The 13294-nt window shown below is 69.6% G+C and carries 12 protein-coding genes; 5 read left to right on the top strand and 7 right to left on the bottom strand.

The genetic code is table 11. The annotated features are described in order from the left end of the window. Positions 1-66 precede the first annotated feature (66 nt). The 3 genes from ROP_RS33800 to ROP_RS33790 are packed head-to-tail and all read right to left on the bottom strand — an operon-like array spanning position 67 to position 2130. Positions 67-1239 carry a cation:proton antiporter gene (locus ROP_RS33800; RefSeq protein ID WP_015890486.1) on the bottom strand — a complete coding sequence of 391 codons (1173 nt, stop codon included), beginning with the start codon at positions 1237-1239 and terminating at the stop codon, positions 67-69. Positions 1240-1246: 7 nt separating this feature from the next. Continuing rightward, a complete protein-coding gene (locus tag ROP_RS33795) occupies positions 1247-1729 on the bottom strand; it encodes a cation:proton antiporter regulatory subunit (RefSeq protein ID WP_015890485.1) in 483 nt (160 codons plus the stop codon). A gap of 47 nt (positions 1730-1776) precedes the next feature. Continuing rightward, the gene (locus tag ROP_RS33790) at positions 1777-2130 is read right to left on the bottom strand and encodes a DUF952 domain-containing protein (RefSeq protein ID WP_015890484.1); all 354 of its coding nucleotides are present in this window, start codon (positions 2128-2130) and stop codon (positions 1777-1779) included. Between the two features lie 262 nt (positions 2131-2392). Here ROP_RS33790 and ROP_RS33785 point away from each other — a divergent pair, with 262 nt between their 5' ends. After that, a complete protein-coding gene (locus ROP_RS33785; RefSeq protein ID WP_005240831.1) occupies positions 2393-2587 on the top strand; it encodes a DUF7455 domain-containing protein in 195 nt (64 codons plus the stop codon). Positions 2588-2697: 110 nt separating this feature from the next. On the opposite strand, the gene ROP_RS33780 is transcribed toward ROP_RS33785, so the two are convergent. Beyond that, positions 2698-4452 carry a DEAD/DEAH box helicase gene (locus ROP_RS33780; protein ID WP_050785160.1) on the bottom strand — a complete coding sequence of 585 codons (1755 nt, stop codon included), beginning with the start codon at positions 4450-4452 and terminating at the stop codon, positions 2698-2700. Between the two features lie 254 nt (positions 4453-4706). On the opposite strand from ROP_RS33780, the gene ROP_RS33775 reads away from it, so the two are divergent. Next, on the top strand, positions 4707-5879 hold the full coding sequence (locus ROP_RS33775) for a YihY/virulence factor BrkB family protein (protein WP_015890482.1): 1173 nt from the start codon (positions 4707-4709) through the stop codon (positions 5877-5879). Here the strand turns inward: ROP_RS33775 and ROP_RS33770 are convergent. Next, the gene (locus tag ROP_RS33770; protein ID WP_015890481.1) at positions 5852-6088 is read right to left on the bottom strand and encodes a DUF3039 domain-containing protein; all 237 of its coding nucleotides are present in this window, start codon (positions 6086-6088) and stop codon (positions 5852-5854) included. The genes ROP_RS33775 and ROP_RS33770 overlap by 28 nt on opposite strands. 77 nt (positions 6089-6165) lie before the next feature. Between ROP_RS33770 and ROP_RS33765 the strand changes: the two genes are divergently transcribed. From ROP_RS33765 to ROP_RS33755, 3 genes are all read left to right on the top strand, one after another. Beyond that, positions 6166-6525, top strand: coding sequence for a DUF3099 domain-containing protein (locus ROP_RS33765; RefSeq protein WP_005261100.1), 360 nt, complete (start codon positions 6166-6168; stop codon positions 6523-6525). A 30-nt stretch (positions 6526-6555) separates the two neighbouring features. Next, positions 6556-8037 (top strand): DUF7059 domain-containing protein, encoded by a 1482-nt coding sequence (locus ROP_RS33760; RefSeq protein WP_015890480.1) that lies wholly within the window; start codon positions 6556-6558, stop codon positions 8035-8037. 167 nt (positions 8038-8204) lie between these two features. Then, the gene (locus tag ROP_RS33755) at positions 8205-9176 is read left to right on the top strand and encodes a sigma-70 family RNA polymerase sigma factor (protein WP_005240812.1); all 972 of its coding nucleotides are present in this window, start codon (positions 8205-8207) and stop codon (positions 9174-9176) included. A gap of 102 nt (positions 9177-9278) precedes the next feature. On the opposite strand, the gene ROP_RS33750 is transcribed toward ROP_RS33755, so the two are convergent. Then, complete coding sequence (locus tag ROP_RS33750) at positions 9279-11954, bottom strand: GNAT family N-acetyltransferase (RefSeq protein WP_015890479.1); 2676 nt, start codon at positions 11952-11954, stop codon at positions 9279-9281. Further along, positions 11947-13218: an acetoin utilization protein AcuC gene (locus tag ROP_RS33745; RefSeq protein ID WP_015890478.1), complete on the bottom strand. Its 1272-nt coding sequence runs from the start codon at positions 13216-13218 to the stop codon at positions 11947-11949. The genes ROP_RS33750 and ROP_RS33745 overlap by 8 nt, the downstream gene beginning before the upstream one ends. Positions 13219-13294: the final 76 nt, after the last annotated feature.

Below are 13294 nucleotides of genomic sequence, written 5' to 3'. Positions count from 1 at the left end.
GCCCCCGGACGCGCTCGGCGTCCGGGGGCATCGTCGTCCGTGCGCCACGCGACCGGCGGTGGCCCGTCACGCGGCGGTGCGAACCCGGATCCAGGCGCCCGCCACCGGCTCGACCACCCGTGCCGCCACCGGACCGATGACGGCCATCAGGAGCACGTACGCGGTGGCGAGTGCAACGAGTTCGCTCTCCACCGCGCCCGCCGACAACGCCAGGCCGGCGATGACGATGGAGAACTCGCCGCGCGCGATCAACGCGACTCCGGCACGGGCCCGGCCCAGTCGCCCGACCCCCTGCTGTTTCGCCGCCCATGCACCGGTGACCATCTTCGTCAGCGCGGTGACGACCGCGAGCAGCGCGGCCCAGCCGAGGACCGGCGGAATCGCCCGGGGATCGGTGTTGAGTCCGAACACGACGAAGAACATCGCCGCGAACAGATCGCGGAGCGGTTCGAGGACGCGGCTCGCGTTGTGGGCGGTCGTGCCGGAGATCGCGATCCCCAGCAGGAAGGCCCCGACGGCGGCCGAGACCTGCATCGCCGAGCTGATCCCCGCGACGAGGAGCGCGGCACCGAGCAGCTTCAGGAGCAGGGTTTCGCTGTCCGGGCTGTCCAGCAGGGCGGACACGTAGCGGCCGTACCGCAGCGCGATCACGAGGACGACGGAGATCACGACAAGGGAGATGCCCACCGCCTCGAGTCCACCGGCGAAGCTGACCCCGGCGAGCAGGGCCGTCAGGATGGGCAGGTACACGGCCATCGCGAGGTCCTCGAACACCAGGATCGACAGCACGACCGGGGTTTCGCGGTTACCGAGCCGTCCCAGGTCGCTCAGCACCTTCGCGATGATTCCCGAGGACGAGATGTAGGTGACGCCGGCCATCACGACGGCACCGGTGGTCCCCCACCCCAGCATCAGGGCGACGACCGCTCCGGGCGCGGCGTTGAGGACGGCGTCCACGACGCCGGCCATCCACGACCGTCGCAGCCCGGTGACGAGTTCGGACGCGGTGTACTCGAGCCCCAGCAGAAGCAGGAGGAGGACCACTCCGATCTCACTTGCGAGGTGGCTGAACTCGCTGATGTCGCCGAGGTTGACGAATCCGCCGCTGCCGAAGCAGAGGCCGCCGAGGAGATAGAACGGGATCGGCGACATCCCGAATTGGGCTGCCAGACGGCCCAGCAGGCCGAGCGCGAAGAACACCGCGCCCAGTTCGATGAGCGCGAGCGTGGTGGTGTTCACGGGTCTGTCAGCCGTTGGCCAGGAGCTTGGCTGCCGCGTCCAGTCCGTCTGTGGTTCCGACGGCGACCAGCAGATCGCCGGAGGTGAGCAGGAAGTCGGGCTTCGGTGACGGGTTCACCTGGCCCGCCCGCATGACCGCGACGATCGAGACCCCGGTGCGCGTGCGCATCGCGGTGTCGCCGAGCGAGCGGCCGTCGAACCGGGAATCTTCCTTGATGTACAGCTGCTTGGTGCGGATGCCGGGCAGGTCCCGGTGTTCCTCCTCCAGCTGCGCCACCAGTTGGGGTGCTCCGAGCAGATTGCTGAGCACGGCCGCTTCCTCGGTGGTGAGCGGCACGGACGCGGCGCAGGCGTCGGGGTCGTCGGCCTTCGACACGATGAGGTCCGTGCGGCCGTCGCGATGGGTGATGACACCGATGCGGCGACCGGCGGCGAGTTCGAAGTCCTTACGCACCCCGATACCGGGCAGTGGCGTCACTTCAACGTTCATGCCTCCACGGTAGTCCGACGAGGGTGACCAACCGCGGGAGGCTCGCGTCAGCGCCGGGCCGCGAACGTTCCGTCGGTCTCGGGGCGGTACTCCTCGACGGCGGTGACCGCGGTGACGGGCAGCGGCCCGTACAGGTGCGGGAACAGCATCGACGCCGGATCGGCCGGCACGCCCGGCTCCCACTTCACCGGCGCACCGAGCGCGTCGGGGTCGAGCCCGAGGAGGACGAGGTCCGTGCGCCCGGCGAACAACCGGTTGGCGGGCAGGTGCACCTGGGCTCGTGTGGAGAGGTGCACGAATCCGTCCGCGGCGAACGTGGCGGGCACGCGAGCGCCTTCGCGTTCCGCGGTGCGCCATTCGTCGCGGCTGCAGATGTGAACGAGCTGGTCTTCGGATTTCACACGGCGAGACTAACGTCACGCCCGACATCGAATCAGCTGTCAGCGAACTCGGACCGATCGGTCTGTTCACATCGGTGCTCGTCACGCCGCTGCCCGCACTTTTCCGGCCGGTTTCGTGTGTGATGCAACACTGAGAAACGCCGTCGGGAACAACGCGTAAACCCCAAACGTCTGACAGAGTAGATCCACCGCGCCACCCCCGACGCGGCGGACCAAGGCCCCAGGCACTCGGCATCAGTCGAAAAGCCAGTACGGAGGAGTCATGCCCGGAACACTGACCAGCCCCCCGTTGACCGCAGCCGACCGGTGCGACCGGTGCGGTGCGGGAGCCCGCGTTCGCGCGGTCCTTCCGACCGGAGGAGAGTTGCTCTTCTGCGGTCACCACGCCAACGAGCACGCAGACCGTCTTCGCGAGATGAACGCCACGATCGTGTCCGAAGCCGAAGCTGCAATCTGATACGTCAGCCCGGGTGACCCGTCCCAGGCTCACCTCTTTCAGCAACAAGAGACCGGCGAGTGCACCGCACTCGCCGGTCTCTTTGCGTTCGTGTCACGGGGTGGCGGCGGTCACCACTGCCGCAGGGTGGAGATCCGCTCGGTGAGCTGCTCGACGGTGGCGATCGCCGTCGGCGGTCCCCCGCAGACACGGCGGAGTTCGCCGTGGATGGTGCCGTGCGGCTTGCCCGTCCTGTGGTTGTGCATCGCGACGAGACTGTTCAGTTCGCGACGCAGCTGCGCGAGCTGTCCCGCGGCGGCCACCCGCTCCGCGACCTGCGGGACCGGCGCGGCGGGGGCAGGGGGGGCCTGCTTGTCCAGCTGCTCCGTCTGACGCTGACGCAGCAGGGCGCGCATCTGGTCGGCGTCGAGCAGACCCGGCAGACCGAGGTAGTCGGCCTCCTCGTCGGATCCCGAGAACGTGGCCGTCCCGAAGGACGAGCCGTCGTAGATCACCTGGTCGAGCTCGGCATCGGCGCCGAGCGAGGTGAACGCCTTCTCTTCCTCGCCGGGCTCGTCCTTCTGCTTGTTCGCGTCGGCGAGCAGGTCGTCGTCGAAACCGTCCTTCTCCCGGTGCGGCTTGCCGAGCACGTGGTCGCGCTGCGCCTCCAGCTGGCTGGCCAGGTCGAGCAGCACCGGCACCGACGGGAGGAACACGCTCGCGGTCTCGCCCTTGCGGCGGGACCGCACGAAACGGCCGATCGCCTGCGCGAAATAGAGCGGGGTGGACGCACTGGTGGCGTACACGCCGACGGCCAGGCGGGGGACGTCGACGCCTTCCGACACCATGCGGACGGCGACCATCCACTTCTGGGTACTCGCCCCGAACTCGGCGATCCGCTTGGACGCCGTCGGGTCGTCGGACAGGACCACGACCGGGTCTTCCCCGGTGACCGCCTTCAGGGTCTGCGCGTAGGCGCGGGCGACGGTCTGGTCGGTGGCGATCACCAGGCCACCCGCGTCGGGCATGCCGCCGGTGCGCAACTGGCCGAGACGGGTGTCGGCGGCGTGCAGGACCGCGGGAATCCAGTCGCCCGACGGGTCCAGGGCCGTGCGCCACGCCCGGGCCGTCTGTTCCGCGCTGAGCGGCTCTCCGAGCCGCGCGGAGAACTCCTCGCCCGCGTTGTTCCGCCAGCGTGCCTCACCGGAGTACGCGAGGAACACGACGGGCCGGACGACGCCGTCCGCGAGCGCGTCCGAGTACCCGTACGAGTGATCCGCCTTGGAGCGCATCAGGCCCTCGCGGTCGGGTTCGTACGTCACGAACGGGATCGCACTGTCGTCGCTGCGGAACGGCGTACCGGTGAGGGCGAGTCGGCGGGTGGCGTCCCCGAACGCCTCGCGGATGGCGTCACCCCAGCTCTTCGCGTCGCCACCGTGGTGGATCTCGTCGAGGATGACCAGCGTGCGCCGGCTCTCGGTGCGGACCCGGTGCTTGAACGGGTGGGAGGCGACCTGCGCGTACGTCACCACGACACCCTGGTAGTCGCTGGACGTCTGCCCGGTCGAGTTCGAGAAGTACGAGTCCAGCGCGATTCCGTTGCGCGCCGCGGACTCCGCCCACTGGTGTTTGAGATGCTCGGTCGGCGCGACCACCGTGACCTGGTCGACGGTGCGGTCGCGCAGCAACTCCGACGCGACGCGTAGCGCGAAGGTGGTCTTACCGGCGCCCGGTGTCGCGACCGCGAGGAAATCCTGCGGTCCGGTGGACAGATACTTGGTCAGCGCACGACGCTGCCAGGCGCGCAGTGATCCCGCGGGCCTGGCTGGTTCGGTCTGTGCGAGGTAGGCCTCGGTGCCCACGATCTGCGCGGCCTCGGTTTCCACTCTCGGCGCCGACTGGGAGCCCACTGTCTCAGCACTCACGGGCTGCCCTCCGCTGGCTTGGCACTGTTTGCTCGCACTCCTCGGTATTCGATCGACACGTCCGGTCCACACCCGAAGGCGCTGTCCGTCAAGGAGCCTAGCGCCCGGATCCGACGCGAACCGCATTCGCGAGTACCGATAGTGACAGATTTGTCGCGACACGGGGACAGCATCGGTGGGCAACCGGGCGTGTCGTCAGGGATGCTGGAAACATCATGACCGAAACACCCTCGACGACACCGCAGAGTGGCGGTGATCCACCCCGGTCCGGGTGGCATCCGCTACGTCGCGCACTGAGCGTGATCGGTCGCACAGCGAGCAAGGCGTGGGACGATTCGATCTTCGGGAAGGCGGCGACCGCGGCCTTCTGGCAGACGCTGTCGCTGCCCCCGCTCCTGCTCGGGCTGCTCGGAATGCTCGGCTACGTCGGCGGGTGGTTCGGACCCGACACCGTCGACATCATCCAGTCGAAGATCGTCAACTTCAGCGGGACCGTCTTCAGCGACAGCGTGGTCGAACAGATCATCCGCCCGACGGTCGGGGATGTCCTCGAGCGGGGCCGGCCCGAGATCGTGTCCCTGAGCTTCCTGCTGTCCCTCTGGGCGGGCTCGTCGGCCATCTCCACGTTCGTGGACTCGATCGTCGAGGCCCACGGCCAGCAGGAGGCGCGGCACCCCGTGTGGCAGCGCGTCTTCGCGTTGCTCCTCTACGTGATGTTCCTGATCCTCGCCGTGTTCACCCTGCCGCTGGTCGCGCTGGGGCCGACGCTCGTCGGGAGGGTGCTCCCGGAGTCGTGGCGCACGATCGGGACGGAAATCGTCGACACGTTCTACTACCCGGGTGTGGGGCTACTGCTCATCGTCGGCCTGACGACGCTGTACAAGGTGGCGCTGCCCCGGTCGCTGCCCTGGCACCGACTGCTCGGCGGCGCGCTCGTCGCGGGAGTGTTCTTCCTCGGCGCGAGCACCTGCCTGCGCCGCTACCTCTCGTGGGTCGCGGGAACCGGGTACACGTACGGGGCGCTGGCCACGCCGATCGCCTTCCTGCTGTTCACGTTCTTCCTGGGTTTCGCGGTGGTGCTCGGCGCCGAGTTCAACGCGACCGTGCAGGAGTTCTGGCCGGCCCGGGCGACCCGAATCGACCAGATGCGGGACTGGATCGCCGCGCAGGCCGAGAGTTCACCGTCGGCGGGTCCGGTGACCAGCCTCACACGGCGCATCGCCACCGGCCCGATCAAGGTCGTCGGCGACCGCGCCCGTCCGGAGACGCCCGGGCAGGACCCGGGGAACGACGGCGAGCCCGACGGCCCGGTACGAGAATCTCCCGAGCCACCGGGTGTGCGACGAGCGCCGGCGAAACCTCAGTCGCCCTTGCGCAATCCGTCGTAGATCTTCTTGCAGTCGGGACAGACCGGCGATCCCGGCTTCGCGGATTTCGTCACCGGAAACACCTCGCCGCACAACGCGACGACGTGAGTGCCCATGACGGCGCTCTCCGCGATCTTGTTCTTCTTCACGTAGTGGAAGAACTTGGGAGTGTCGTCATCGGTCGACTCGTCGGTGGTGACGTCGGGCCGTTCCTTGGTTTGAGTGCTCACCCCTCAATAATGCCGCAACCGGCCGGCGATCCCACCCCCCGTGTGCATTTGCGGCACGACAGTGGAACAGTGGAGACATGGCACGAAGTGCAGGGTTCGGTGGGTCCCACGACGCCGGCTCACCGAGTAATCCGGTTCTCATCACCGAGGCAGCGCGATCCATCGAGGATCAGCACCGTGCCCGTGTCCGCAAGTACCTGCTCATCATGTCGTTCCGGTTCCCGGCGCTGATCTTCGCCGCGGTGGCGTACGGCATCTGGGAGAACCCGTGGATCTCGATGGCCATCATCGGCGTGTCGATCCCGCTGCCGTGGATCGCGGTCCTCATCGCGAACGACCGGCCGCCGCGCACCAAGGACGAGCCCAGCCGGTACGACCACCGCGAGTCGCCGTCCACCGCCCTGCCCGCACCGCCGCACCATACGATCGAGGGCTGACGCCGCCGGGCGTCCTGCAACAATGCACGGGTGAACCGTGACGAACTGCTGTCGATCTGCCCGTCTCTGCGTGCGGCCCTCCTCCGCAATCGGTACGACACGGACACCCTGCTCGACGCGCTGGGCCCCGAGGTCCATGCGGCGTTGAGCCGCAACGAACCGGTCCCGGTGCGCCGGGCGAGCGCGTCCTGCGGCGAACTCGGCACCCTGATCCGCCTGTTCCTCCTCACCGACGACTGTCCCGCAGGCGAGGTCGCCGGAGCGTTGTCCCCGCTCGCTGTCGACGACGCCGTCGCCGCAGGCCTGCTCGAATCCGACGGCGACGTCGTCCGGGCCGCCCTCGACCTGCGGCCGCTGGACATCGGCGGGGGCAACCGGTGGGTGCTCTCCGACCTCGACGGTTCCCTCCGCCCCCGCGAGACCCCCGTCGACCACGTCATCGGCGTCGGCCACGCGTCGCTGTCACTGCTGCGGGCCACCCCGACCGCACCGGTCGGGACGTTGCTCGACATCGGGACCGGGTGCGGTATCCAGGCCCTGCACGGCGCCTCCTACGCCCACTCGATCACGGCGACGGACCTGAACGTGCGGGCGGTGGACCTGGCGGCCGTCACGGCGGCACTGAACGAACAGGAGGTGGAACTGCTCGCCGGGTCGTGGTTCGAGCCGGTCGAGGGCCGCACGTTCGATCAGATCGTGGCCAATCCGCCGTTCGTCGTGAGCCGCGCCACGGTGGGCCACACCTACCGCGACTCCGGCCTCGACCTCGACGGCGCGAGTGAACTGATGATCTCCCGCGTGGCCGGCTACCTCGCGCCCGGCGGCACGGCGGCGCTGCTGGCGTCGTGGATCCACGTCGAGGGCGAGGACTGGCGCGCCCGGGTCGCGTCCTGGTTGCCCGCCCACGGGATCGACGCCTGGGTGGTGCAGCGGGACGTCGCGGACCCGGCCCTCTACGTCGGCACCTGGATGCGGGACGGCGGCCTCGACACCCGCGACCCGGCCACCGCGACGATCGCCGAGGACTGGCTGGATCACCTCGCGAGCGCGAACGTGGCGGGGGTCGGTTTCGGGTTCGTCTACCTGCGCCGGACCGACGCACCCACCGATCTGATGGCGGAAGACCTCACCCACGGCTTCACCGATCCGCTCGGCGCGGAGGCCCTCGCGTACTTCGAGCGGGTGGCGTGGCTGCGCGACCACGACGTGCTCACCGCCCGATTCCGTGTCGAGGAGAGCACCGCCCTCGAGCGAGTGTTCCTGCCCGGCGACGAGGGATGGACGCAGGCGGTCGCGCGGTTGCACCGCGGCAACGGCCCGGCGTGGCAGCACGAGGTCGACGACCTCGTCGCCTCTCTCGTCGCGGGCATGCGCGGCCACGACGGCCTCGTGCTGGGCGAACTGATCGAACTTCTCGCTGCCGCCCACGCCGTCGACGCCGAGGACCTCGCCCAGTCGGCCGTCCCCCTCGTACACGCCCTCGTCCGGCACGGACTGGTGCTCCCCACGTAGCCGGCGGGTTCCCGAACACGTCCCCCTTATACGTGTTCTCAGCAACTTCTCAGGACCGAATCGAGGAACCTGCAGGTCACAGCCTCTTCGTAAATTACCGGCCGGGAACTTTCCCAGGCCTTCGGTGCGTTGATCCATATGAGACACCACCGATGAGGAGGCAAGTCATGACAAGCCCCAGCACCACTACTCGCATTCGCCCCAGCGCTGCCGATCTGGATGCCCAGAGCCCCGCTGCCGACCTGGTCCGCGTCTACCTGAACGGAATCGGCCGCACAGCCCTGCTGACGGCCGCAGACGAGGTGGAACTGTCCAAGCGAATCGAGGCTGGGCTGTACGCCGCGCACATCCTGGAGACCGGGAAGCGCCTCTCCCCCGCCAAGAAGCGCGACCTCGCGACGGTCGTCCGGGAAGGACAGTCCGCGCGCGCACACCTCCTCGAGGCCAACCTGCGGCTCGTCGTGTCGCTCGCGAAGCGGTACACCGGGCGCGGCATGCCCCTGCTGGACCTCATCCAGGAGGGCAACCTCGGCCTGATCCGCGCGATGGAGAAGTTCGACTACGCGAAGGGGTTCAAGTTCTCGACGTACGCCACCTGGTGGATTCGTCAGGCGATCACCCGAGGCATGGCCGATCAGAGCCGCACGATCCGGCTCCCAGTGCACCTCGTGGAGCAGGTCAACAAGTTGGCCCGCATCAAGCGCGAGCTGCATCAGCAACTCGGGCGGGAGGCGACCGACGACGAACTGGCCGAAGAGTCCGGTATCCCGGCGCACAAGATCGCCGATCTCCTCGACCACAGCCGCGACCCGGTGAGCCTCGACATGCCGGTCGGCAACGACGAGGAGGCCCCGCTGGGCGACTTCATCGAGGATTCCGAGGCCACCTCCGCGGAGAACGCCGTGATCGCCGGTCTCCTGCACAGCGATGTGCGGACCGTGCTCGCCACCCTCGACGAACGTGAGCAGCAGGTCATCCGACTGCGTTACGGACTCGACGACGGTCAGCCGCGCACCCTCGACCAGATCGGCAAGCTCTTCGGGCTCTCCCGCGAGCGTGTCCGTCAGATCGAGCGCGAGGTGATGGGCAAGCTGCGTCAGGGCGACCGCGCCGAGCGGCTGCGCTCCTACGCCAGCTGACCCGGGTCTCTCCCTCCGCATCAGCGCCGGTGCCGGTCGTACGCGACCGGCACCGGCGCTGCGCTGTGCGGGGACTGCTCGTCCGGGGCCGGCCGGCCCCGCTCAGCGCAGCCGGCGGGGACCGAGGTCGGCGACGCTGGGCTCCGGACCGATCCGCACGCGCGAATCGGTGACCAGCGCACCCTCGGCGGACGCGAGCACCGGTTCGCAGGCCAGTTCCCGCACCTCCGGCAGGTCGTCGGCGAGGGCGGAGATCCGCTGTACGAGGTCGACGAGGGCCGATTTGTTCACCGGCACGGCGCTGCGGTAGCCGGACAGCAGCGGCGCGGCCTTCGGTGCGTCGATCAGCTCCGCCGCGGCGTCCTCGGTGAGGGGCAGCACCCGGTAGGCGCGGTCACCGAGCAGATCGGAGATCACGCCGGCGAGCCCGAACGAGATGAGCGAACCGAACGACGGGTCGTCCTGCACGCCGACGACGCAGCCGATCCCCTTGGTGGCCATCCGCTGCACGTGGAGCAGGGGTTCGCCGGATGCGGCGGCGAGGTCGCGGTAGGCCCAGCGGACCGAGTCCGGTCCGACCAGGTCGAGGCGGACGCCGCCGAGGTCGGGCCGGTGCCGCCACTGCTCCCCCGTCGCCTTCACCGCGACCGGATACCCCAGTTCCTCCGCGGCCTGCACGGCCTCCTCCTCGGTGGTGGCGGACCGGAACTCCACGACGTCCACGCCGTAGCACGCGAGAAGCTGCGACGCCTCGAAGTCCGACAGCCACCGCCCGGACGACGTCGACAGCCAGCCGTCGACCATCGCTTTCGCCCGCTCCGGGTCGATCCCGTTGGGACGCACCACTTTCGAGGACGGCTTACTCTTCCAGGCCGAATACCGCCAGGCCCTGGCCAGCGCCAGCGCCGCGCGTTCCGGACCCGGATAGGAGGGCACCGAACCGCGTGTCGGATGCCCGTCCTCGCCTCGGACCGCCAGGACGTCGGGCACGCCCTCCGCCGCGAGGAACGTCGTGAGCACCGGTTTGTCGGCGTCCCGCACCGCTTCCCGCAGCGCCTGGGCATAGGGTTCGGCGGGTACGGCGACCGGGGGGACGAACACGGCGATCACCGAATCGACGTCGAAGGACGCGAGTGCCGTCCGCACGGCCGACGCGAATTCCTCGGGACCGGCCTGCGGGCCCAGGTCGACGGGGTCGCCGACCTGCAGACCCTCGCTGCGGGCGGCGTCGGCGGCGAGGACGCCGAGCGCGGTGGAGTTCCCGACCACGGCGAGCCGGGGGCCTGCGGGCAGCGGCTGGTACCCGAACAGCAGCGCACAGTCGAACAGCTGCGAGATCGACCCGACCTGCACCACTCCGGCCTGCTCGAAGAGGGCGCGCACGATCGAATCGTCCATCTCGCCGCCGCTGGCCGCCAGCGCCGGCGGGACGGCGTGCCGCCCGCTCTTGACCGCGACGATCGGCTTGTTCCTCGCCACCCTCCGCGCGATGCGCGAGAACTTGCGGGGGTTGCCGAAGCTCTCCAGATACAGCAGCACGACCTCGGTCGCCGGGTCCGAATCCCAGTACTGCAGCAGGTCGTTGCCGGAGACGTCGGCACGGTTGCCCGCCGAGACGAACGCGGACAACCCGATTCGGCTCCGCGCGGCCTCGTCGAGGATCGCGATGCCGAGTGCGCCGGACTGACAGAAGAATCCGACATTGCCGGGGCTGGGCAGCACCGGCGCGAGCGTGGCGTTCAACGACACGTCGCGGTCGTTGTTGGCCACGCCGAGCGCGTTGGGACCGATCAGCCGCATCCCGTGCGCGCGGGCGGCGTGGACGAGGCGGCGCTCGGACTGCCGTCCGTCCATTCCGGTTTCACTGAATCCGGAGGACACGACGACGAGGGCCTTGACCCCCTTGTCCAGGCAGTCGTCGAGGACGGCGTTGATCGATTCGGCGGGGACGGCGACGACCGCGAGGTCCACCTCGTCGGGGATGTCGCGGACCGTCGGGTACGCCCGCACACCGTGGACCGAACGGTGCTCGGCGTTGACCGGGTACACCGGACCGGTGAATCCCGCCCGCAGCAGGTTGGTCAGGACGGCGTTGCCGACCTTCGCCCGGTCGGTGGACGCGCCGATCACCGCGACCGAACGCGGACTGAGCACGTTGCGCATGCTCCGCGCCTCGGCGGCCCGCTCGCGGGAATTGCGCACGGACACCATCGCTTCGGTGGGGTCGATCGCGAACTCGAGCCTGAGCACGCCGCCCTCGAAGCTGCGGCTCACCTGATATCCGGCCTCACGGAAGACGGTCACCATGTTCCGGTTCTCCGCGAGGACCTCGGCGACGAACATCGTCAGGCCGCTCTCCGCGGCCGCCGCGGCCAGGTGCTCGAGCAGGATCGGCCCGAGTCCGCGGCCCTGGTGCGCGTCGGCGACCACGAATGCCACCTCCGCGGATTTGCCGTCGCCCTCGCCGGTGAGCCGCTCGTACCGGCCGACGGCGATGATCTCGTCTCCCAACACCACCACGAACGCGACCCGGTCGTGGTGGTCGACCGTGGTGAAGTGCACGACATCGCGTTGCGACATGGTCGGGTAGGGACCGAAATAACGCAGATAGCGGGTGCGCTCGGACAGCTTGGAGTGGAACGCGACGAGTTTGTCGGCGTCCTCGGGCACGATCGGCCGCAGCGCGACCGCCCCGCCGTCCGCCGCGAGCACGTCGGCGACCCAGTGCCGCGGGTAGTCGTGCGCGGGGTCGGGTTTCCCGGTCGCCTGCTCAGTCACGGGGGTCCTCCGGGTCGAGTCCGAGTAGGGGGAAGCAGGCGCGGCGGGTGGCGATGACGGCGGAGTCGATCCGTGTCAGCGCGCGGTCGACCGACGGGATCCCGGTTTCCGGTGTGCCACCGGGACCGTCCCAGGGCAGGTAGTCGACCTCCCCGCCGTCGCCCATCGTCTCCGGCAGGTCGACGCTGGGTGCCAGCGCGTGCGCCCGCTCCTGCCAGGCCTCGGGTACGGCACGGGCCGTGTCGATCTCGCGGTCGAGCGCTGCGGCGATCAGGTGGGTCCACGCACGCGGGACGACCCGGACGAGGCCGTAGCCGCCGCCGCCGACGGCGAGCCAGCGCCCCTCGGCGTAGCGGTCGGCGAGGTCGCGCATCGCGAGGAACGCGGCCCGCTGGCCGTCCACCGTCAGCGCGAGGTCGGCCAGCGGATCCTCCCGGTGACTGTCGACACCGCACTGGCTGATCACGATCTGCGGCCGGAACGCGGCGAGGGCACCGGGTACGACGGCGTGGAAACCGCGCAGCCACAACGCATCGACGGTGCCGGGCAGCACCGGGAGGTTGATCGCCGTGCCCTCTCCCGACCCCTCGCCCACTTCGCTCGACCACCCGGTGTTGGGCCAGAGGGTCGCCGGGTGCTGGTGCAGCGAGATCGTCAGGACCCGCGGGTCGTGCGCGAACGCGTGCTGGACACCGTCACCGTGGTGCGCGTCGACGTCGATGTAGGCGATCCGGTCGAAACCGTTGTCCAGCAGCCAGGAGACGGCAATGGCGACATCGTTGTACACACAGAAGCCGGAGGCCCAGTCGGGCATGGCGTGGTGCATGCCGCCGCCGATGCTGACGGCGCGGCGGGTGCGGCCAGCGGCGATCTCCTGCGCCGCGGCGAGGGAACCGCCCGCGAGGATCGCGCTCGCCTCGTGCATCTGGGGGAAGACGGGATTGTCCTCGGTGCCGAGCCCGTGCGGTGCCTCCGCGCCGAGCACACCCGACGTCGTGGAGTGACCGGCCTGTTTGACCGCTTCGACATACGCGGGAGTGTGAATCCGCAACAGATCTGCGTCCGAGGCGGCGGCGGGCCGCAACAGTTCCACCCCCTCCAGGGTGCCGAGACTGCGCGCGAGCGACATGGTCAGCTCGAGCCGCGTGGGATTCATCGGGTGGTCCGCACTCCACCGGTAACTGAGATAGTCCGGACTCCACACGACTGCACGGTGCGATACCAGTGCAGCCGAATCCTCCCCGGAACTGAACGACGCGGTCATGGACTCACGCTACTGGTCTGCCGTCGAGGGTGTCAGCAGACCCCGCCGGACCGGCACCGACGCGCGGCGGGGACGG

This window comes from Rhodococcus opacus B4 (genome assembly GCF_000010805.1).
GTDB classification, from domain to species: domain Bacteria; phylum Actinomycetota; class Actinomycetes; order Mycobacteriales; family Mycobacteriaceae; genus Rhodococcus_F; species Rhodococcus_F opacus_C.
This window is presented reverse-complemented; position numbering and strand designations above follow the sequence as displayed.